Consider the following 19837-nt stretch of genomic DNA (forward strand, 5'->3'; position numbering starts at 1 on the left):
AGAGCAAGTATTCCGCGCTGGCCGTGGCGGCGCTGCTGGCGCTCGGCGCGCACGGCGCGTGGGCCGGCGAGGCGGAGGCGAAGAAGTGGGTGGACGGCGAGTTCCAGCCCTCGACCCTGGCCAAGGACAAGCAGCTGGCCGAGATGAAGTGGTTCATCGAGGCGGCCAAGAAGCTGCAGGCCAAGGGCGTGAAGGAGATCTCGGTGGTCTCGGAGACGCTGACCACGCACGAGTACGAAAGCAAGGTGCTGGCCAAGGCCTTCGAGGAGATCACCGGCATCAAGGTCAAGCACGACATCATCCAGGAGGGGGACGTCGTCGAGAAGCTGCAGACCTCGATGCAATCGGGCAAGAGCATCTACGACGGCTGGATCTCCGATTCGGACCTGATCGGCACGCACTTCCGCTACGGCAAGATCATGAACCTCACCGACTACATGGCCGGTGCGGGCAAGGAGTGGACCAATCCGGGGCTGGACCTGAAGGACTTCATCGGCACCAGCTTCACGACGGCGCCGGACGGCAAGCTGTACCAGCTGCCGGACCAGCAGTTCGCCAACCTGTACTGGTTCCGGGCCGATCTGTTCGCGCGCAAGGACCTGCAGGACAAGTTCAAGGCCAAGTACGGCTACGAGCTGGGCGTGCCGCTGAACTGGAGCGCCTACGAGGACATCGCCGAGTTCTTCTCCAATGACGTGAAGACCATCGACGGCAAGCCGATCTACGGTCACATGGACTACGGCAAGAAGGATCCGTCGCTGGGCTGGCGCTTCACCGACGCGTGGCTGTCGATGGCGGGCGCGGCCGACAAGGGCATCCCGAACGGCATGCCGGTGGACGAGTGGGGCATCCGCGTGGCCGACGACAAGTGCACGCCGGTGGGCGCGTCGATGGCGCGGGGCGGGGCGACGAACTCGCCGGCGGCGGTCTTCGCGCTGACGAAGTACGTCGACTGGATGAAGAAGTACGCGCCGAAGGAAGCGACGGGCATGACCTTCGGCGAGGCGGGTCCGGTGCCGGCGCAGGGGCAGATCGCGCAGCAGATCTTCTGGTACACGGCCTTCACGGCGGACATGGTCAAGCCGGGCCTGCCGGTGGTGAACGCGGACGGCACGCCGAAGTGGCGCATGGCGCCGGGGCCCAATGGTCCGTACTGGAAGGCCGGCATGCAGAACGGCTACCAGGACGTGGGCAGCTGGACCTTCTTCGCCAACGGCGATCCGAATCGCACGGCGGCGGCCTGGCTGTACGCGCAGTTCGTGACGGCCAAGACGGTGAGCCTGAAGAAGAGCATCCAGGGCCTGACCTTCATCCGCGACAGCGACATCCGCAGCGACTACTTCACGAAGAACGCCAACAAGTACGGCGGGCTGATCGAGTTCTACCGCTCGCCGGCGCGGGTGGCATGGACGCCGACGGGCACGAACGTGCCGGACTATCCGAAGCTGGCGCAGCTGTGGTGGAAGAACGTGGCGCAGGCGGTGACGGGCGAGAAGACGCCGCAGGCCGCGATGGACACGCTGGCGGACGAGATGGACGCGGTGATGGCGCGGCTGGAGCGCGCGGGCATGGCCAAGTGCGCGCCGAAGCTGAACAAGAAGGAGGACCCGAAGAAGTGGCTCTCCGACAAGGGCGCGCCGTGGGCCAAGCTGGCCAACGAGAAGCCCAAGGGCGAAACCATCGCGTATGACAAGCTGCTGAACGCGTGGAAGGAAGGCAAGGTGCGCTGAGACCTCGCGTCCATCGCATCGCACTCGAACTCCCTCTCCCCGCACGCGGGGCGAGGGAGTTTTTCTTGCTCCCTCGCCCGCTTGCGGGAGAGGGCAGGGGTGAGGGCCAGCGGCTTAAGCACGGCGTAAGCCCCAGGCGGCGCCGCGTGCCACCATGGTGGCATGTTCAAGTCGCTGATGGACCTCTTCGAGACGCTGACGCCGGACGACGCCTTCGGCCGGCGCGTGGGTGCGCCGTCGCTGCCGCTGTCGGCGGCGGTGCTGCTCGTGGAGGTGATGCGCGCCGACGCGGCGCACTCCGACCTTGAGCGCGGCGCCGTGAGGCGCGCGCTGACCGTGCTGTTCGCGATGGCCGAAGACGAGGCCGACGCGCTCACCGCGCAGGCCGAGCGCACGGCCCGTGTCGCCTCGGATCTCTTCGCCTTCACCTCGCCGATCGACGAGCGCTGGGACATGCCGGCCAAGCTGCGGCTGGTGGAGCTGATGTGGGGCGTGGCCTATGCCGACGGCCAGCTTGGCGACATCGAGCGCCACACGATGTGGCGCATCGCCGACCTGCTGCACATCCCGCAGGGCGCGTATGTCCATGCGCGCATGCGCGCGAAGGCGGCGGCCGGGCTCGGCGAGGACGACTGACGCCGAGCCGGGACGCGGGGACGGCCCGGTCCGGGTTCAGCGCAGGTTCTGGAACACCACCCGCTCGGCGAGCTCGCGCGGCGCGACGGCGGTGCGCTGGATCTGGTCGAGCACCTGGGCGGCCCGCTCGCAGCTGACCGTCGCGTCGCCGGCGTTGCCGCCGGTCCAGAGCTTGGAGAAGGCCCCCGCGGCGGTGGCGCCGACGCTGCGGCTCAGCACTTCCAGTTCGAGCGGCGTCGGCAGCGCTGCGCGCATGCGCTGCGGCGGTGGATCGTCCGCGGACTCGATCAGCCAGCGCGCTTCCCAGGCGAGCGCGTCGTCCGGCAGCAGCCGGCGCGGCACCGGCGAGCCGGACAGCCAGGACTGGCAGGTGTCCTTGCCGAGCGCCTGCGCCGCGGTCAGCTGGGCGCGCAGCACCTGCAGGTAGCTGCGGCGCAGCGCGGTCGAGCCATTCAGCAGCAGGTCGCGCACATGCGGCCCGAGCACTTCCTGGGCCGCGATCTGCGCGGCGGCGGTGGCGTGTTCGGAGCCCGCCAGCGCGACATGCGCGGTGCGCATGCGGCCTGCCGCTTCGTCGATCAGTCCCGGGAAGCGCTGGTCGAGCTTGAACCAGGCGTCGCTGGCGCGCAGCGCGTTGATGTAGTCGCTGAGCGGCGCGTGCTGGCCGGCGCCATCGCCGTCGGGCAGCGCGACGTCGAGCGTCTTGGGAGGCGGGAGGATCAGCGAGTGGCGCACCAGGTCGGCGGCCGCCGGGTACCACATGCTGCGCGACGACGTCTCGAGCGTCTTGCGGATGAAGTCCTCGGGAAGCTCCATGCGGCGATAGGTGCGGGCGAGTTCCTGGTTGGCGATCTCGTCGAACGCCGGATTGAAGGAACCGCTGCTGGCGCGATGGAAGCCGAGCTGGGCGCCCGGCATCATCTGGCGCCGGTTGCCGGCGAGGAAGACCAGCGTGCAGGCGCTCTCGCAGTTGCCGATGGCGCGGGTGCCGAGGGTGCGCTGGCGGATCAGCGCGACCATGCGTTCGGCCTCGGTGACGCGGCCGCCGGGCGAGGCGACCTCGAGCAGCTTCACGCCCGGCGACGTCGCGAGCAGCGTGCCGAGCCGGCCCGCGTCGCCGGCGCCGATGGGGCCGTTGAGCTGCATCGTGCGGCCGTCGGTGCTGACGCTCAGGCGCACGTTGCCGATGGGGTCGATGCCGCGGGCGAGCTTCCAGAGCTCGGGCAGCTCGCCGAAGACGCCGAAAGCCAGCGAGAACGCGATCTGCAGGAACGAGCCGAGCAGCGACAGCCGCGCCAGGCCGGACAGCAGCAGGGAGCCGCCGGCGTCGACGTAGCCGCGCACGGCCCGCCAGGTGCCGACGGCGCTCCAGATCTCGACGACGATCAGCAGCGGCCAGGTGATCAGCAGCGCGATCGCGACGCCCTGCAGGCCGTCGCTCTTGGTCGACAGCCAGGCGACCAGGCCCTGCACGCCGGCGGCGAGCGGCCAGGTGAGCAGGACGTGGTTGATCCAGAAGCTCTGCGCGAGGCTCTGTTCGCCGCGCCAGTGGCTGCCGACGTAGCCGAGCAGCAGGCCTTCGCCGTTGGCGGGGGCGTCGCGGCTGCGCAGGACTTCGGTGCGGGAGAGGCGGTCATGCCAGGTGCGGCCCTCGGCGTCGACGCGGGCCCAGAGGAAGCCGGCGAAGAGCGGGATCGCGGAGACCAGGTAGCCGAACCAGCGCAGGGCGGCCTGGGCGGGGGAGGGGCGCTGGCCGCTGCGGGCGTCGACGACCTTGATGCCGGCGACGAGCTTGCCGGGCGTGGCGCCCTGCCAGCTCCAGAACACGACGCAGACGACGAGTGGCAACAGCCACTGGATCGCGAGCGTGGCGGGACGCAGGTCGTTCCACTTGGCGACCGGATCGCCGTAGACGGCCCACATCAACAAGGTGCTCGCGGCGATCATCAGCACGCCGTCGATCACCATGGCCAGGGCGCGGGGCGCCAGGCCGACGGATTGATTCGACATCCTCTTCTCTCCCTCCAGGGCGGCGAGTGTAAAGAGCGGATGCCGGGCGCAGCTTGTCAGAACGGTGGCGGCGACGGGGGCTGTATTGAATCCGTCACAGGCGGCGGGGGCGGAGTCCCCCTTTGGGAGGAGATCGTCCGGGCGATCGGCGCTTCGGACCGCCGAGCATGGTGAGGGCGGAGGCGCACCGCACGATCAGGATCTGCCTGAATCGCCGGAGTTTCAGCAGATGATCGTCCCCCGTGACGATGAGATGCGCATCTCCGCCGGCCGCTGCAGCGAGGACCGCATCGTCGGCTGGATCCTCACGCACGGTCGGTGGCACTGCAGCGGGAGCGACCATCCTTACCATCCCGATGTACTGCTCTATCAGATCTTCTGCGGCGCGGGAAGTCGAGGTCAACTTCTTGATGAACTTCCGACGAGTCACCACATCGCGGAACTCGGCTAACAGTGCGGCGCTGCTCAGCAGGTCGACGTTGACCTCGCCATGAAGAGCAAGGTCGAGAAGGCGCGCGGTCGCGCCTTGCCATGCCAGGCCAGACACCATGACGTTGGTGTCAAGGACGATCCGAACGGCGCTTTTCTGCTCGGACTGCATCGATTTCCACCTGGAGTTCTTCCAACGACATCGCCTCGCTGGCGGGAGCGCGATTGCGCTCGAGCAGAGCGACGAGAGCTCCGGTCCGGAGCTGTTTGGAGAACAGCGCTTCGACACACTGCGGCGTGAAGAGGCCGGCTCGAGCGGCTTCCCGCGCGAGGTGGTCCGGCAATTGGATCTCAATGGAGGTCATGGAGAGGCTTCCTTTCCCTCGATGTCGCACCAATGGACATCGCGATCGGGGATCGTCTCCAAGACCAGGGCGCGGTTCAATGACTCGACTTGCGTCGTGACCGACTCGAAGCTGTGTATTTGTCGGAGGCGCGCGACAGGGCGCGCGAGGCGCTTCAGTCATCCCAGAAGAAGCGCCGGCCCGGATAGACCGCGCTCTGCGAGGTGCGCAGCACCACGCCGTCCTTGAAGTGCACGTTGAAGCGCAGGAGGTAGCCGTTCATGTCGGGCTCGATGTTCCAGTCCCAGACGTCCTCGCCGCTGAGCTTGAAGAACACGCGCGTGCGCTCCTGACCGAGCACGCGCAGCACCTGCTCGGGCGTCATGCCCGGCACGATGCGCGCGCGGCTCGCGGCGGACAGGCCATCGACGGTGCTCACCAGGCGGTCCTGCGCGTCCAGCCGCACCATGTAGCAGGTGCGGCCGAAGGGCTGGGTCGCGTATTCGAGCGTGTGGCCGCCGTCCGCCTCGGGCCAGACGCGCGACGGCATGCCGTAGTACTGCTGGACTTCCGCGCCGGTGGTGGCACCGGGTCTGAGGCGCTCATCGCGCAGTGGCGTGGCGCAGCCGCTCAGCGCCATGAGCGCCGAGGCGATGGCCGCCAGGCCCACGGTTCTCCAGGTCGTCCACTCGCGCATCGCGTCGCTCCAGCCAGTCGGATGGGCCATTGTGCGGCGATCGAGGCGGCGCACAATCCGCGTCCATGTCGAATCCGCACTGCCGTCAGGCTTTCCTTTTCAGCGCGCTGGCGGCCGCCATCGCGAGCGGCGCGCCGGCGATGGCGCAATCGGTCATGCCGGGTGCGTCCGCGGCGATCTCATCGGCGTCCGCGCCGGTGCCGGGCCAGCCCTGCGTGATGCTGTTCGGGCAGGGCCGGAATTTCGATCCCGGCCAGCCGGCGGCCAACCGTCAATGGGACGAGGCCAACAGCGCGTTCAACCTCGCGGCGCGCGAGCCGCTGGTGGCCGGGGGCCTGCCGGTGGTGAACGTGATGCTGCCGGTCGCAGCGACGGACGTGCCGGCGAACCTGCAGGGCCTGCTCGCCCAGGTGCGGCGGCTTGGCTGCACGCGGGTGCTGGAGACGGCGGTCTTCGCGGATGCGGCGCAGGGGCTGCTGATCGCGCGGCTGCGCGTCTATCCGGTGCTCGGGGTGCTGGGGCCGCAGGCGGCGGGAAGCCAGGCCAGGATCGGCGCGGTGGCCTACACGCAGCAGAAGGAATTCGCGCTCGACGCGCGCGTGATGGAGCGGGTGAACCCGTCCCGGCTGGGACGGGCGATGGCGGAGGAGGCGCTCCCGAGCCTCGCTCCCGCCAGCGGACGGCCCTGAAAGGCCGCCGCTACGGCATGCTCAGCAGAGCACGCCGTCGTTGATGACCTGAGGGTCGCTGCTCGGGTACAGGTTCTCCACGATCCCTGGGGTGGAGAACAGCAGCACGACACCCTTGGTGATGACGGTGTTCGTCGGCATCGAGAAGGTCACTTCGCAGTCATCGTTCGCCGGCGCGAAGTTGCTGGCGTTCATGCCAGCGGCCGAGCCGATCGTCTTGAAGGTGGCGCCGATCAGCGACAGGCTGCCCTTCTGCGATTGCGAGAACGTGAACTCGCCGGCGGTCGTGGGAATGTGGATCTCCGAGCCCGGAAGTTCGTGGTTGCCTTCGTAGTCGGTGTAGTAGGTGCAGTTGGCGAAATTGCCATCGGCGCTGACATCGGCGCCAACATAGACGGTAACGGACATGATTTCCCTCTCCTTGTTGAACTGGTAGACGGGTCAGGGACGGGCTTCACCCGATCGGTCGCGCAGGAGCCAGGCCGCCGCGCGTTTCACGTCTTCCCTCTCTCCGTGACCCAGGCAGGATTGAGCCTCAATCCACGCCTGGGTGATCTGCTGATGAACCCGGATCGCCGCCGCTATCTTCGTGACGGCGTCATCGATCTGCTGGCAGGCGGCGAGGTTCTGCGGCGATGGCTCCGCGCCTTTTGGGGTCGGCGTGATCGATAGCCGAGCCCTGCGCAGTTCGATGTACCCCTGGGTGAAGGTGAGGTCCGCGCCGGTGGCCGGGCTCGAGGCATCCGTGGCGGCAGCGGTCTCGTCCAGCAGGCGCGTCGCCGCGAGGGCGTCCCCTTCCTCCGTCATCGCATGGACGAGCACCGAGATCAGCCTCGCGCGCGTGTCGAGCGAGCGGGCGCGCGACTTGGGCGCTTCATCGACGTACTTGTTCAGCCGCTGCAGCAGTTCCCGCCCGGCGGCGAGCCGTTGAGCGGCCGGGAGCGTATGGGACCGGATGTCGAGATCCACCACTTCACCGATGAGCAGGTTGAAGCGCCATTGCAGGTTGGTGGGATCCTGCGTCTGCAGGCGGCTCAGGATGCCGAGCGAATCACGGGACTCAGCCATGGCATCCGCCCGGCGGCCGAGGCGGAACAGCGCGTCCGCGCGCCAGCGCCGCATGATCGCTTCACGGTATGCCCACGCGTTGTCCGACGGCGCGCCGGCACGCACGTCGGCGATGATCGCGGCCCCCTCCGAGAACATGCGTTCCGCCGCCCGGTCCAGGCCCTGCTGGAGGTAGGCATTGCCCAGCCAGCTCAGGCTGTCCGCCAGGTCCATGCGTGCCGATGGATCCTGGGCGGACGCGGCGTTCTGCCGCTTCAATTCGATCGAACGGCGGAAATGGCTGGCGGCCCCTTCGAGATCGATCTTGTTCAGGCGGGCCGTGCCGAGGCTGTTGTAGGCGTAGGAGAGCTCGATCTTCGCTTCGCGGTTGTCCGGCTGCGCTTCCACCCAGGCCTGCTCGGCATCGCGATAGGCCAGCCAGGCGGCGGTCGCCTCGTCGAGCTCGCGCGTGTAGTAATGCACGTGGCCGGTCCAGAACGCCGCGGCGCCCTTGGCCTTGAGCCACTCGCCCGTGAGTTCGGACGTGGGCGGAGGGCCCTCCAGCAGCTTTCTCGCGGCCGCCAGGGGCTCCAGGGCCTCCTTCAAGGCTCGCCTGGAGACACGGACCTCGCCGATGACCGTGAGCGCCTTGGCGCGTTGCAGGCGCTCCTGTGGCGAGGCCTTGTCGTCCTGGGCCAGGTAGGTGAGCGCCTTGCTGCCGACGCTGTCCAGAAGATCGAGCCGTCCGACGGGCCTGAGCTTGTCGGCGAACTCTCCAAGCATGTAGCTCAGCAGGTCGTCGGCCTGCTGCCGCCGCTCCTGCGCCTGATGCTCCGCCCGTTCCGCCCGCCGCGCCTGCAGCACGCTCACGCCGGTCAGTCCCACCAGCGCCAGCACCGCGGCGCTGCTCGCCGCCACGCTCCACCGGTGCCTGCGCACGAAGCGCCGCAGCACGTAGAACCGCGTGTCCGGCCGCGCCGTGATCGGCTCATGCGCCAGCCAATGCCGCAGGTCCACCGCCATCGATTCCGCATTGGCGTAGCGCTCCGACGGCTTCTTCTTCAGCGCCTTCGCGACGATCGTGTCCAGGTCCCCGCGCAGCAGCTTCGACTGCCTCGCGATCGCCGGATCGAGCTGATCGCTCGCCACGTCCGACAGCCGCTTGGGCACCAGCTCCACCACCGCGCGCAACCGGTCCAGGTGGGTCTGCGTGTCATCCGCCGTCGGATGCCGGCCGCCCAGCATCTGGTACAGCAGCACGCCCAGCGCGTACACGTCGGTCGCCGTCGTCACATCCGCCTGCTGCACCTGCTCCGGCGCCGCGTACTGCGGCGTGAACGCGCTGCCCGCGCGCTGCGTCAGCTCGGTCGCGGCGCCCGATTGCGTCGCGTCGTCCAGCAGCTTGGCGATGCCGAAGTCCAGCAGCTTCACCTGTCCGTCGTGCGTGACCAGGATGTTGCTCGGCTTGAGGTCGCGATGCAGGATCAGCCGCTGGTGCGCATGCGCCACCGCCGACAGCACGTCCAGGAACAGCTTGATCCGCGACTCGACGTCCAGTCCGTTGATCTGGCAGTACCGGTCGATCGGCAGCCCGTCGACGTACTCCAGCACCAGATAGGGCTGATGCCCGTGATGCACGCCCGCATCCAGCAGCCGCGCGATGTTCGGATGCGAGAGCCGCGCCAGGATCTGCCCTTCGCGCTCGAAGCGGCCGCTGTCGCCCTTGCCGAACAGCCCCGACTTCAGGAACTTGACCGCCACCTGGCCCTCGAAGCGGCCATCCGCGCGGCTCGCCAGCCAGACCGCGCCCATGCCGCCCTGGCCGAGCTCGCGCTCCAGCACGTAGGGTCCGAGCGACTCGCCCGCGAAGTCCAGCGGCGGCAGCGCCGACGGCGTCGGCCCCCGCAGCGCTTCAGCCGCCGGCTGCTCGAGGAATCCGTCCTCGCCCAGCGCCGCGTCGCGCGCCAGCAGCGCCTCCAGGTGCTCGGCCATGGCGACGTCGTCCGCGCGGATCTGCGCGAGGCGGCGGGTCCGCTCGTGTTCCTCCAGGTCCAGCAGCTCGTCGAGCAGCGGACTCAGCGCGATCCAGCGCTGTTTGTCGAGTGCGTCCATCGGGGGGCGTCTTGTGCGTTGGGAACGAGCTCCGGCCCCACCCCCGGGGGGTCAGGCCTTGAGGCTCAGCGAGAGCAGGATTCTCGCCTTCTGCCAGTCGCGTTGCACGGTCCGTTCGGTGACCCCGAGCGCCTCCGCGATTTCCTGCTCCAGCAGGCCGCCGAAATAACGCATCTCCACCACCTGCGCCAGCCGCGCATCCACCGTCGCCAGCTCCTCCAGCGCCTCGTGCACGCGCAGGACCTGGTCGTCGGACTGGGGCGTGCCCTCGACGACCGCCGTGTTGAGCGTCAGGTCCGGCTGGTTGCCGCCGCGGCGCTCGGCCTGCCGCGCCCGCACCAGGTCGATCACGACATGGCGCATCGTGCGCGCCGCGTAGGCCAGGAAATGGCGCCGGTCCGGGAAGTGCTGTCCCTGCGCGCCGGCCAGCCGCAGCCAGGCCTCGTGCACCAGCGCGGTGGTGTCCAGCAGCGTCAGCTCCCCGGCCTGCCGGATGCGCTGCCGCGCCAGGCGCTGAAGGTCGCCATACAGCTGCGCCACCACCTGGTCGGCGGCCGCCCGGTCGCCTTGGCCCGCGTCGTGCAGCAGTTGGGTGATGTCCTTCATGGAGCGGGACTCTAGCGGTCCTGTATGACCCAGCTACAAGAACCTGTGTGAGCCATGACATGAACAGGTGGGTGTCGATGTCATTCCAAGGGTTTTTACTTAGAAGATTTTTGCTGGCCGCCTGTCGGGAGCGCGGTGGGTAATCCGTTTTAAATAGGTGAGGACACGGCTGGTCAGTGTGGCAAGGGAGGCCGGCAAGGATCGGGCTGCTATCAGCAGGCCGTGTCCTCACCAACAAACCGCACCCCGCGCAGGGCCGGCAACGGCAGGCGGGTGTGCCTCGTCCATCCGCCTGGAGTCCCCGCGCATGAGCCTGTCGCCCGTCACCGCCGCGTCCGCCGCCGGGGAAGAAGGCCAGGCGCCGTGCGCCAAGCCGGCACGCACGACCCCGGCGCTGTGGGTGCCGCGGGTGGACTCGCTGGCTGAGTTCGGGCTGATGATTTCGCGCCAGCTCACGCAGTGCCGCCGCTATGGCGGCCATCTGTCGGTGCTGTGGCTGGAGGCGGAACCCGCGAATGGTCCGGTCGCCGCGATCGCGGCTGCCGGGCCGGCGCCTGGCGGCGCCGCGGCCGACGCCGACGCCCAGGCGCGCGAAAAAGCGCATCAGGCCCGCGACGCGCTGATGACGGCGGTGGCCCGCCGCCTGCGCAGCCGGGTGCGGGGGACCGACCTGGTGCTGCAGGTGGGCGAGTCCAGCTTCGCCGTGCTGCTGCTGGATGCCGGCCTGCCCGAGGCCCATCTGGTGCACCACCGCCTGTCGGTGGCGCTCAACGGCCCCTACGGCGTGGACGCGCACACGATGCATGTGCGCCTGCGCATGGGCAGCGCGACCTTCCCCGAAGGCGGCCTGCGCGGCTCGGACCTTGCCGAGAGCGCGCGCCAGGACCTGCATCGGCGCATGGCCTGACGGCCCGCCGCGGGCCTGGCCGGATCAGAAGTCCTGGCCGTAGATGAGGAATCCCTTGTGTTCCGCGACGCGGTCATACAGCGCGCGGCCGGCGGCATTCGTCGTGTGCGTCTGCCAGTAGAGGCGATGGCCGCCGCGTGCCTTCACCGCCCCGGTGACCGCCGCGATCAGCGCGCGGCCGACGCCGCGGCCGCGGACGTCGTCGGCGGTGAACAGGTCCTGCAGGTAGCAGGTGTCCTCGATGCGGGTCGTGCTGCGGTGGAACAGGTAATGCGTCAGGCCGACGAGCCGGCCGTCCAGTTCGGCGACGAAGGCATGCACCGGCTCGCGCTCGTCGAAGAACCGCGCCCAGGTCGACGCGGTGACGGCCTCGGGGAGGGCGGTCTCGCCGATGCGGCCGTAGAAGGCGTTGTAGCCGTCCCAGAGCGGACGCCAGGCGGCGAGGTCGGACGGGGCGATCGGGCGGACGACGATTTCAGAGGACATTCGCGCGGAGTGAGGTGAAGGGCGGTGGCCCGGGACGGAAAGGGCAGGATCATCCGCGCTTGCGCGGCCTCGATCAATCGTCACACCGGCGGACGATCAGCGATCGCCGGTCTCGATCACCCGCACCACCTCGCTCCACGGCACCAGCTTGAAGTTCTGGCGTCCCATCGGCCAGCGCTTGTGGCCGTCCTGGACGACGAGCAGCCCGTCGCCATACTCGCCGCCGAGCGAGGCCGAGGTGACATCCAGTCCATCCGTCTCCGATGCGCCATCGATGCCGCGCGCCGCGTTCAGGCCGATGCGCAAGCGCCCCTTCACCGCATGCGGCGCATCCGCGTCGAGCACCACGTAGCTGTCGTTGCCCTGCGAGGACACGACCAGCCACGCGCCCTTGGGCCCGCGATGCACCGCCATGCCCTCGACGTCGGCATGCAGCACCTCGCCGACCGGCAGGATCAGCGACGGCTCCCCCAGCTTGCCGTCCCCGTCGAGCGCGACGCGCCACAGCCCGCGCTTCTCCTCGCCGACGAAGAACTGCCCGCCGGCCTCGTCCGCGACGCAGCCCTCGGGCTGCGTGTCCAGCTTCAGCGAGGCAACGGTCCGCGCCGACCACTGCCCGCCCTCGCGCGCGACGCGCATCTGCAGCAGGCGGCCATCCTTGTCGTTGACGAACACGTCCAGACCGCCGGCCGGATTGCGCGCGCCGCAGATGCCGTAGACATCCTCGAGTCCGGTCGGCAGTTCCGCCAGCGTCGACACGCGGCCGGCGCCGTCGATGCCCAGCAGCAGCACGCTGCGCCGGTCACGCTGGGTCGCCACCGCCAGATCCCAGGCGCGGCCGTCGTAGCGGAGCCGCTGTCGCAGGTCGACGTTGTTGACCCGGCCCACCGGCAGGAACTGCGTCTCCCGTCCGCGCAGGTCGTAGACCGCAAGCCCGCGCTTCTTGTCGGTGCCCAGGATGCGGCTCTTCGACGGCTGCGACGGATGCACCCAGATCGCCGGATCGTCGGCCGCGTCGCCGCCACCGCGCACCGGATCGGTCTGCGCCGACGGCACCGCCACCGGGATCACCGGGCGAGGCCGCGGCCCGCGCGCCTCCAGCCACAGCGCGGCGTCCTGCGGCGCCAGGCCCGGCGCGACCAGCGCCCGGCCGGCCCGCTCGGGATCGGCCTCGAAGGCCCACAGGCCGACACCCGCCTCGGCCACGTACAGCGTCGCTTCGTCGTCGCGCACGATGCACCCCTTGGCATCGGGCACCGTCGCCAGCTGCCTCAAGACCTGTCCCTGAAGCGGCGTCGCGGACGCCGTCGACGGCTTGTTCTTCGATCCGGCCGGCGGATTTGCGAGCAGCCATTGCTCGGCCAGGCCGTCGCTGCCGAGCAGGAAGGCCTGCAGCATCTGCTGGCGCGGCTCCAGATAGAGGCAGACGGCCTCCACGTCGAAAGCCGGACCCGCCCACCGCGCGCGCTCGCGGAGCTGTCCTCCCGCCACCTCGATCAGCCGCAGCGCGCCGCTGTCGGCGTCCTGCAGCAGCGCGACCGCCGTGCCATCCGCGAGCTGCCGCCGGTCCCAGCGCTTGGCGCGCACGCCGAACTCATCCAGCGCCTGGCCCTTCGCGTCGAGCAGCTTCAGGCCGTGCTTGCCGAGCTCGAGGACGGGAGGCGGCTCGGCCGCCCCCGCCGCCTGCGCGCTCACGCCGCCCGCCGACAGCATCGCCGCGAGGGCCGCCGCACCAACCGCCCGCTTCAGGGCGGACCGCTTCGGAGTCATCTTCTTCATCGTCGTGATCACGCGCACTCCTCAGAACATCGCCAGCTTCACGCTGACCTTGTAGGCGCGGCCGTACTGCTCGTACTGGGTGTTGAAGGCCTTGCTGCCCTGGTACACGTAGTAGCGCTCGTTGCCCAGGTTCAGCGCCTCGAGGTTGAGCTGGATCTGCTTCGTGAGCTGGATGCGCATCGAGGCATCGATCTGGTTCTGCGTGTCGACCTTGCGATCCTTGGCCGCGTCCAGCACGTCGCCGACCTCGAGCAGATAGGGCGACTTGTGGTTCAGCGCGACGCGCGCGGCGAAGGCCGGCGACTCCCAGCCCAGGCTCAGGTTGACGCTGCGGTCGGACTGGCTCGGCAGCGCGATGCGGCGGCTGACGAACTGGCCGGCGTCGTAGCCGCCGATCGTCGCGCGCGACTTCACGAAGCTGCCGTTCGCGCCGACCACCAGGCCATTCCACGGCGCCGGCAGCGTGCTGAGCGCCTGGCTCCACGACAGCTCCAGCCCGCGCACCGTCGCGTCGCCGCCATTGGCGAAGGACTCGACATGGCTGAAGTCCTCCCAGCCCGGCGTGCCCGCCAGGTCGGTCTGGAAGGCGAAGTCGCGGATCTTCTTGTGGAACACGTACGCCGACACCGCGCCATCGCGTCCCAGCCGGCGCTCCAGGCCGAGATCGAGGTTGCGCGAGCGCAGCGGCTTGAGCCGCGGATTGCCGGCCGTGGCCTCGTCGCCGTCGACGGTCACGCCCGGGCTCAGCTGGCCGAAGGCCGGCCGCACGACCGAGTGCGTCAGCGCCGCGCGCAGCACCAGGCCCTCGCCCAGCGTCTGGCGCAGCAGCAGCGCCGGCAGCCAGTGGCGCGAACGCGTGTCCTGGTGCACCGGGCTCGGCACGCCGTCCTTCCACGCGCTGCCGTCGGCGGTGAAGCGCACGCGCTCATGCCGCACGCCGGCCACCCACTGCGTGCCGCCTTGCTCGATCGTCGCCTGCAGGTAGCCGGCGTCGGTGCGCTCCTTCATGCCGAAGTCGTTGACCACCGAATCGACCGCGTCGCGGAAGGCGTTGAGGTCGTACGCGCCGTACAGGCCGCGCAGCTTGCCGGCGTCGATGCCGGGGCCGAACGAGGTCCACGGGTAATCCACCGCGTCATCGCCGACATAGCCGGGCAGGCCCAGTTGCGCCGCGCCCAGGTTGTAGGGCGCCTTCTTCAGCACCTTGGCGCTGGGCGCGTAGGTCTCCTGCTCGTTGTCCTTGTCGCGGCGCGTGGCCTTCAGGCCGGTCTTGACGTCGATGTCCCAGCCCGCGATGTCGAAGCCGCGCTGCACGTCCGCCTTGACGTGCCGCACGCGGTCGGAGGCGCTGCTCTTTTCGATCTTGGCCTTGTTGAACGCGTACTTCGAGGCGTCGCCCAGGCCCGCGACCTGCACCGGCATCGGCTTGACGGAGTCGCCGTAGCCCAGCCCGGCGAAGTCGGCGGTGAAGGCGGACGAGGCCAGCGTGTCGGGCTTGTCCTCGCTGGCGCGGCCGGCGCCGGCCTCGGCCCAGAACTTCCAGTCGCCGCGCGTCAGCTCGGTGCCGAGCACCGCGGCGCTGGATCTGTTGATCTCGCGGCGCGCCTTCAAGCCGCGGCTGACGGTGCCGCTGCCGGTCTCGCCGGGCGCCTGCGCCTGCTTGAACGCCACCTTCATCGACTGGCGGTTCTCCTCGTCGGTGAAGCGGCTGCTGAAGCTGCGCAGGTAGAAGAGCGAACCCTCGTCCGGCTTGAAGTCGAGGTTGAGCGCCGCGCCCAGGCGCTCGCGGGTGATGGTGTAGCGGCGCAGCTCGAAGCTCTCGAGCTTGCCGCCGTCCCAGGCGCCGCCGGTCTCGACGTTGTCGCTGGCGAAGCGGCGCTGGTCGCCCGACAGCGCGAGCGCCACGCCCAGCGTGCCGCCGGCGAAGCGGTCGGCGAAGGCCACCGAGCCGCGCGGCCTGGTCCTGCCGGCGTTGGCGTCGTGGTTGGCGCCCAGTTCCAGCGTGAACAGGCGGCCCGGCTGGTCGAAGGCGCTCAGCGTGCGCACCGTCACCGTGCCGCCCAGCGAGTTGGCGTCCTGGTCCGGCGTCAGCGTCTTCTGCACCTCGAGCGCGCGGATCAGGCCGGCCGGCACCAGGTCCAGGCCGGGGGCGCGGCGGTCCGACTGCGAGGCCGGCGTCAGCGCGCCATTGATGTTGACGGCGTTGTAGTCGGGCCCCAGGCCGCGGACGCGGATGAAGCGGCCCTCGCCCTGGTCGCGCTCGACCGAGACGCCCGGCAGGCGGGCCAGCGCCTCGGCGGCATTGTTGTCGGGGAGTTGGCCGATGCCGTCGGCATGCACGATGTTGACGATGCCCTGCGCCGAGGCCTGCTTGTCGATCGCCGAGCGCAGCGCCGCGGCCTGGCCCACCGTCACGACCGTGTCGAGCTTGCGGGTGTCGGCCTTGGCGTCCCTGGCGTCCTTGCCGGCGTCCAGCTTGACGGCGTCCGGCCTTGCATCGGGCCCGGCATCGGGTTTGGCGCCGGTGGCCTGCTGCGCCAGCGCCGGCGCGGCGGCGAACAGGCTGGACAGGCACAGGGCGAGGAGGGTGGGGCGGGGCGGCGTGCGCATGGGGTCGGTCCGGAGAGTCGGGGAATGGCGGCGCACGTTAGGAACCGCGCATGGCGGGTCCGTGACAACGTGGCATTCCCGTCATGCCCGGGCGCGGTCGGCTCCGGCGCGCGCCCGCATTGAGCCGGAATGACCCCCTTCGTCCCGCCGGCGCCGGCGCGGCAGCGCCTGTCACACGCGCCGCCTAGCATCGCGCGCCATGAAAGTCGTGCTGCCTCGCCCGCCGCTGGTGCTCGCGCCGGTCGCGGGATCGCGCCATTTCGGCCATGCGCTGCTGCTGGCGATGGCCGCCATCACCTGGTGCTTCGCCTACTGGGCCATCGCCAAGCCGATGGCGATCTGGCGCTGGATCGATGTCGCCGGCGAGTCCTCGATCATCGCGATGCTCGCCCTCTGGCTCGTCCAGTTGCGTGCCAGCCGGCCCGCCGGCCGCGTCACGACCTGGCTCTGCCTGGGTCTGTCGGGAATGCTGCTGGGCGGCTGGGCCGACCTGATGGACGAGTTCTGGAAGTTCCCGCGTGACTACTCGCTGCTGCTCGGCATGGAATCGACCTTCCACGTCATCGGCATGGCGGGCCTGACCTTCGGCCTGCACCTGTGGCGGCAGGAGCAGCTCGCGCTGAACGCGCTGCGCGCCGGCCGCGAGCGCGGCTATCGCGAACACGCGCAGATCGACGGGCTGACGCAGCTCGGTGATGGCGCCTACCTGCTCGACCAGATCCGCGCTCAGCAGCATGCCGGCACGCCGGCGACGCTGGTGATGCTCGGCTGGCAGGATCTGCCGGCGCTCGCGCGCCAGCATGGCCTGGCCGAGGCCGACCGCCTGCTCCAGGCCACCGGCCCCTTGCTGCTGCTGCAGCTGCGCGGTGGCGACCTGCTGTGCCGCTACGCGGCGGACCGCTTCGTCGCGCTGCTGCCGAATGCCGATTCGGCGCTGCCCGGCGATCTGCTGGCGGCGCTGTCCTCGCACGTGCATCCCTGCGCCGATGGCCGCACCCGCGCACGCGTGAGCGCCCGCATGGCCAGCGCCGCGCTGACGGCCGGCGAGGACGCCGAGGTCCAGTTGCTGCGCCTGCTGGAGCGGCTGCGGTGACGCCATCCACAACCGCCGTGCCCGGGGACGCGCTGGCCTTGCTGCGCCGCGCGCTGCCGTCCCGCGCCGCGCCGCATTACGGCGCCGATCACGCCTTCATTCCCTGGGCCTACCAGGGCGCGCTGCTCGCCGAGTTCGCCCGCAGCCGCGCCATCGAGCCGCGCGAATGGCTCGATCGCTGCGGCGTCGTGCCGGGCCAGGCGCTGTCGCCGCGGCAACTGCTGTCGCTGCTCGCGGCGCTGCAGCCGCTGGCGCGCGACGTGGGCTTCGTCATCGGCCAGTTGAGCCTGCCGGGGCATTACGGGCTCGCGAGCCAGGCGCTGCAGCAGGCCGGCGACCTGCACCAAGCGCTGCGCGTGCTGTGCGCGTGGCCGGCCCGGCTGTCGCCGCTGCTGACGCCGCGGCTGATCGAGACCACCGGCGAGCTGCTGCTGGTCTGGACCGAGGCCTGCGGCGCGCCGGCGCCGCTGCAGCCGCTGCTGGTGGACATGCAGATGAGCGCGGTCGCGGCGATGGCGCAGTGGCTGGGCGGCGGACGGCCGCTGCCCTGGACCTTCTGCTTCAACCGCACGCGGCCGCGCGAGCTGTCGCAGCATGCGGCCTACCTCGGCGCCGACCTGCATTTCGGCTGCCAGGTCGATGCGATGCGGCTGCCGCTGCGGGAGGCGGCCGCGCCATGGTCGGCCGCGAACGCCGGCCGGCCCGCGCTGGCGGCCGGCGCGCTGGCGCAGGGCGCCGATCCCGAGGCGGGCTGGCGCGGCCAGCTGGCGGCGCTCTACGACCATCTGCTGGCCGAGATCGGCGGCGACCCGTCGCTCGAGCGCAGCGCGCAGCGCTTCGGCGTCAGTCCCGCGACGCTGAAGCGGCAGCTGGCGCAACTCGGCACGCATCACCAGGCGCAGCTCGACCAGGTGCGCGCGCACGCGGCGCTCTACCTGATGACGCTGCGCGGCCAGCGCGGCGAGGCGGTGGCGCGCTCGCTGGGCTTCAACGACAAGAGCAATTTCCGGCGCTCGTTCAAGCGCTGGACCGGCATGACGCCGGGCCTGCTCTGAAGGAGCGCGCGGCTCAGTGCGCGCAGACGTCGGCGGGCTGGCGCAGGTTGTCGGGCCCCTTCAGATTGCCGGTGGGATCGAAGTTCGGCGTGCCGATCGTGGACGGCCGTCTCATGATGTCGCAGCCGATCGAGGGGTTGAACCGGTTGTTGTCGACCTGCAGGTCCGAGGGAGTCGTGGCCGTGGCGGCGGTGCCGTCCACCTGCGCCTGAATCTCGATGCGCGTGTCGCCGAATCGGTTCCCGTCGACATTGGTGTTCTTCACGCGCGGGCCGTCGATGATCAATGAGACGTGGGTGAACTCATTGCGCGTCACCGACGTGCCGGAAGGCGCCAGGAGCTTGACCGAGGGCGTGTCCTGGCCCCAGTCGCCGTCACGGCCGAACCGGTTGCCCTGGAGCGTGAGCCCCGACGGGGCGCTGAAGAAGGCGACGTGACGGGCCTCGATGTCCGAGGGTGGCGCCGCATTCAGCATCACCTCGTTGTTCCGCACTTCCAGCGGCGCGGCGGACAGCAACGACATCAGCGCGTTCCGATAGTGGCCGGTATCGAGCAGGCTGGTGTCGGCGTCCCGGCTCTGCCGCCTCTCGGCGATCAGCCGCCGCGCGACCGCATGGGCCCGGGAGGCCGGCTCGGTCGAGGTCTCGCCCGCGGACACCGCGCCGATCAGGTTGCCGACGACGGCCATCAAGCCATCGGAGGCACCGGCCGCCGGCACCGCTCCGATGCTGATGCCGACGCCGGGCCAGCGGGCGCTGCGCCACAGCACGTTGCCCTCGAGGCGATGCCGGCCCGCCTTGACCTCGATCTGGGACTTCGTCCTCGAACGCAGGCCGGTCAAGGCATTGAACCGGACGATCGAGGGCGCGGCGCCCAGTTCGATCCGGGCATTCGGCAGGTGCAGGCCCTCGATCAGGACGCGGGCCCCCGCGCGCGACGGGCCCGTCGTGATGACGCCCGGCCCGGCGCCAAGGGGCTGGAGACGGGTGATCCCCGCGGGACTGCCCACCAGACCCGTGCCCGCCGGAATCTCCAGCGGTCCTCCCCAGCGGTAGGTGCCGGCGGGCAGGAACAGGCTGACGTGCCGGCGCCCGGACGCATCGGACGAACTCAGCTGTTCAAGCGCCAGGCGGATCGCCGGACCCAGGTCGGCGTCGTCGTTCGTGCGCTCGAAGGACCGGATGTTGAAGTCGTGCGCGCAACGCAACTCGTAGGGCGCTTCGAGCGTCGGCATGACCTCGCCGTCGCAATGGGCAGGGGCTTCGACGGGCGCGACCGCCGGTGCGTCGGCGCTGGCACGGGCGTGCCATGGCAGGCAGGCCAGGGCCACGGCGAGCCAGGCCGCCACGGGGCGCGGATGCGATCGCGGCGCGGCTTCGGGCGGGCTCGAGGCCCGGTGGGGAAGAGGGTTGGACATGACACATTTCTTGAACGAGACGGCGGAATGCCGCCGTCGTCATTGCAAAGGGGTCCGCATGAGCGGTCCATGACCGGAGTCTGCGGGCGGCGCGCTCAAGGCACCGGCCCCGGGCTGGGCGTTCACCGGTTCCTGTGGGGGGTGTTCGTCGACCGTGACGCACGGCGTGGCGGTTCGCCGGGGACGCTCT

Annotated in this window: 17 protein-coding genes; 6 read left to right on the plus strand and 11 right to left on the minus strand. The window is 70.3% G+C overall.

Going from position 1 to position 19837, the window contains the following annotated elements; genetic code table 11:
* The first annotated feature begins 17 nt into the window (after positions 1-17).
* Positions 18-1730 (plus strand): ABC transporter substrate-binding protein, encoded by a 1713-nt coding sequence (locus ACEN96_RS05430; RefSeq protein WP_495588555.1) that lies wholly within the window; start codon positions 18-20, stop codon positions 1728-1730.
* Positions 1731-1892: 162 nt separating this feature from the next.
* Positions 1893-2366 (plus strand): tellurite resistance TerB family protein, encoded by a 474-nt coding sequence (locus ACEN96_RS05435; protein WP_495587034.1) that lies wholly within the window; start codon positions 1893-1895, stop codon positions 2364-2366.
* A gap of 36 nt (positions 2367-2402) precedes the next feature.
* On the opposite strand, the gene ACEN96_RS05440 is transcribed toward ACEN96_RS05435, so the two are convergent.
* The 4 genes from ACEN96_RS05440 to ACEN96_RS05455 form a co-directional block, all read right to left on the minus strand.
* Positions 2403-4376, minus strand: coding sequence for an RDD family protein (locus tag ACEN96_RS05440; protein WP_495587035.1), 1974 nt, complete (start codon positions 4374-4376; stop codon positions 2403-2405).
* Positions 4377-4470: 94 nt separating this feature from the next.
* Complete coding sequence (locus ACEN96_RS05445; protein WP_495587036.1) at positions 4471-4977, minus strand: putative toxin-antitoxin system toxin component, PIN family; 507 nt, start codon at positions 4975-4977, stop codon at positions 4471-4473.
* Positions 4937-5170, minus strand: coding sequence for a hypothetical protein (locus ACEN96_RS05450; RefSeq protein ID WP_495587037.1), 234 nt, complete (start codon positions 5168-5170; stop codon positions 4937-4939). Before ACEN96_RS05450 ends, ACEN96_RS05445 begins: the two co-directional genes overlap by 41 nt.
* A 154-nt stretch (positions 5171-5324) precedes the next feature.
* Positions 5325-5876 (minus strand): hypothetical protein, encoded by a 552-nt coding sequence (locus ACEN96_RS05455; protein WP_495587038.1) that lies wholly within the window; start codon positions 5874-5876, stop codon positions 5325-5327.
* A gap of 35 nt (positions 5877-5911) precedes the next feature.
* Here ACEN96_RS05455 and ACEN96_RS05460 point away from each other — a divergent pair, with 35 nt between their 5' ends.
* Entirely contained in the window at positions 5912-6535 is a 624-nt protein-coding gene (locus tag ACEN96_RS05460) for a hypothetical protein (RefSeq protein ID WP_495587039.1), read from the plus strand.
* A 21-nt stretch (positions 6536-6556) separates the two neighbouring features.
* Here the strand turns inward: ACEN96_RS05460 and ACEN96_RS05465 are convergent, their stop codons facing one another.
* From ACEN96_RS05465 to ACEN96_RS05475, 3 genes are read right to left on the minus strand one after another with little or no spacing between them, the layout of a single operon-like run.
* On the minus strand, positions 6557-6943 hold the full coding sequence (locus ACEN96_RS05465; protein ID WP_495587040.1) for a hypothetical protein: 387 nt from the start codon (positions 6941-6943) through the stop codon (positions 6557-6559).
* Positions 6944-6976: 33 nt separating this feature from the next.
* Entirely contained in the window at positions 6977-9694 is a 2718-nt protein-coding gene (locus ACEN96_RS05470) for a serine/threonine-protein kinase (protein ID WP_495587041.1), read from the minus strand.
* A gap of 51 nt (positions 9695-9745) precedes the next feature.
* Entirely contained in the window at positions 9746-10300 is a 555-nt protein-coding gene (locus tag ACEN96_RS05475) for an ECF-type sigma factor (RefSeq protein WP_495587042.1), read from the minus strand.
* A gap of 307 nt (positions 10301-10607) precedes the next feature.
* Here ACEN96_RS05475 and ACEN96_RS05480 point away from each other — a divergent pair, with 307 nt between their 5' ends.
* Entirely contained in the window at positions 10608-11207 is a 600-nt protein-coding gene (locus tag ACEN96_RS05480) for a diguanylate cyclase domain-containing protein (RefSeq protein WP_495587043.1), read from the plus strand.
* A 24-nt stretch (positions 11208-11231) separates the two neighbouring features.
* On the opposite strand, the gene ACEN96_RS05485 is transcribed toward ACEN96_RS05480, so the two are convergent.
* The 3 genes from ACEN96_RS05485 to ACEN96_RS05495 all read right to left on the minus strand — a co-directional run bounded on the left by ACEN96_RS05485 (position 11232) and on the right by ACEN96_RS05495 (position 16082).
* Positions 11232-11693 (minus strand): GNAT family N-acetyltransferase, encoded by a 462-nt coding sequence (locus ACEN96_RS05485; RefSeq protein WP_495587044.1) that lies wholly within the window; start codon positions 11691-11693, stop codon positions 11232-11234.
* Between the two features lie 96 nt (positions 11694-11789).
* Positions 11790-13472, minus strand: a complete 1683-nt coding sequence (locus ACEN96_RS05490) for a phytase (RefSeq protein ID WP_495587045.1) — start codon at positions 13470-13472, stop codon at positions 11790-11792.
* A 21-nt stretch (positions 13473-13493) separates the two neighbouring features.
* Positions 13494-16082 carry a TonB-dependent receptor gene (locus ACEN96_RS05495; RefSeq protein ID WP_495587046.1) on the minus strand — a complete coding sequence of 863 codons (2589 nt, stop codon included), beginning with the start codon at positions 16080-16082 and terminating at the stop codon, positions 13494-13496.
* A 199-nt stretch (positions 16083-16281) separates the two neighbouring features.
* Between ACEN96_RS05495 and ACEN96_RS05500 the strand changes: the two genes are divergently transcribed.
* A complete protein-coding gene (locus ACEN96_RS05500) occupies positions 16282-17175 on the plus strand; it encodes a GGDEF domain-containing protein (protein WP_495587047.1) in 894 nt (297 codons plus the stop codon).
* Positions 17172-18230: an AraC family transcriptional regulator ligand-binding domain-containing protein gene (locus ACEN96_RS05505; protein ID WP_495587048.1), complete on the plus strand. Its 1059-nt coding sequence runs from the start codon at positions 17172-17174 to the stop codon at positions 18228-18230. Before ACEN96_RS05500 ends, ACEN96_RS05505 begins: the two co-directional genes overlap by 4 nt.
* Positions 18231-18243: 13 nt before the next feature.
* Here ACEN96_RS05505 and ACEN96_RS05510 read toward each other — a convergent pair whose 3' ends face one another.
* Positions 18244-19647, minus strand: a complete 1404-nt coding sequence (locus tag ACEN96_RS05510; RefSeq protein ID WP_495587049.1) for a pectate lyase family protein — start codon at positions 19645-19647, stop codon at positions 18244-18246.
* Positions 19648-19837 lie beyond the last annotated feature (190 nt).

The organism is Roseateles sp. Mitsp63 (assembly GCF_059491535.1).

Excerpts from the sequence above, each read along its gene's own strand:
- ACEN96_RS05485 (WP_495587044.1), bottom strand. The coding sequence starts at position 11,693 with ATGTCCTCTGAAATCGTCGTCCGCCCGATCGCCCCGTCCGACCTCGCC.
- ACEN96_RS05445 (WP_495587036.1), bottom strand. The coding sequence starts at position 4,977 with ATGCAGTCCGAGCAGAAAAGCGCCGTTCGGATCGTCCTTGACACCAAC.
- ACEN96_RS05480 (WP_495587043.1), top strand. The coding sequence starts at position 10,608 with ATGAGCCTGTCGCCCGTCACCGCCGCGTCCGCCGCCGGGGAAGAAGGC.
- ACEN96_RS05475 (WP_495587042.1), bottom strand. The coding sequence starts at position 10,300 with ATGAAGGACATCACCCAACTGCTGCACGACGCGGGCCAAGGCGACCGG.
- ACEN96_RS05450 (WP_495587037.1), bottom strand. The coding sequence starts at position 5,170 with ATGACCTCCATTGAGATCCAATTGCCGGACCACCTCGCGCGGGAAGCC.
- ACEN96_RS05435 (WP_495587034.1), top strand. The coding sequence starts at position 1,893 with ATGTTCAAGTCGCTGATGGACCTCTTCGAGACGCTGACGCCGGACGAC.
- ACEN96_RS05510 (WP_495587049.1), bottom strand. The coding sequence starts at position 19,647 with ATGTCCAACCCTCTTCCCCACCGGGCCTCGAGCCCGCCCGAAGCCGCG.
- ACEN96_RS05460 (WP_495587039.1), top strand. The coding sequence starts at position 5,912 with ATGTCGAATCCGCACTGCCGTCAGGCTTTCCTTTTCAGCGCGCTGGCG.
- ACEN96_RS05440 (WP_495587035.1), bottom strand. The coding sequence starts at position 4,376 with ATGTCGAATCAATCCGTCGGCCTGGCGCCCCGCGCCCTGGCCATGGTG.
- ACEN96_RS05495 (WP_495587046.1), bottom strand. The coding sequence starts at position 16,082 with ATGCGCACGCCGCCCCGCCCCACCCTCCTCGCCCTGTGCCTGTCCAGC.
- ACEN96_RS05490 (WP_495587045.1), bottom strand. The coding sequence starts at position 13,472 with ATGAAGAAGATGACTCCGAAGCGGTCCGCCCTGAAGCGGGCGGTTGGT.
- ACEN96_RS05455 (WP_495587038.1), bottom strand. The coding sequence starts at position 5,876 with ATGGCCCATCCGACTGGCTGGAGCGACGCGATGCGCGAGTGGACGACC.
- ACEN96_RS05500 (WP_495587047.1), top strand. The coding sequence starts at position 16,282 with ATGAAAGTCGTGCTGCCTCGCCCGCCGCTGGTGCTCGCGCCGGTCGCG.
- ACEN96_RS05470 (WP_495587041.1), bottom strand. The coding sequence starts at position 9,694 with ATGGACGCACTCGACAAACAGCGCTGGATCGCGCTGAGTCCGCTGCTC.
- ACEN96_RS05465 (WP_495587040.1), bottom strand. The coding sequence starts at position 6,943 with ATGTCCGTTACCGTCTATGTTGGCGCCGATGTCAGCGCCGATGGCAAT.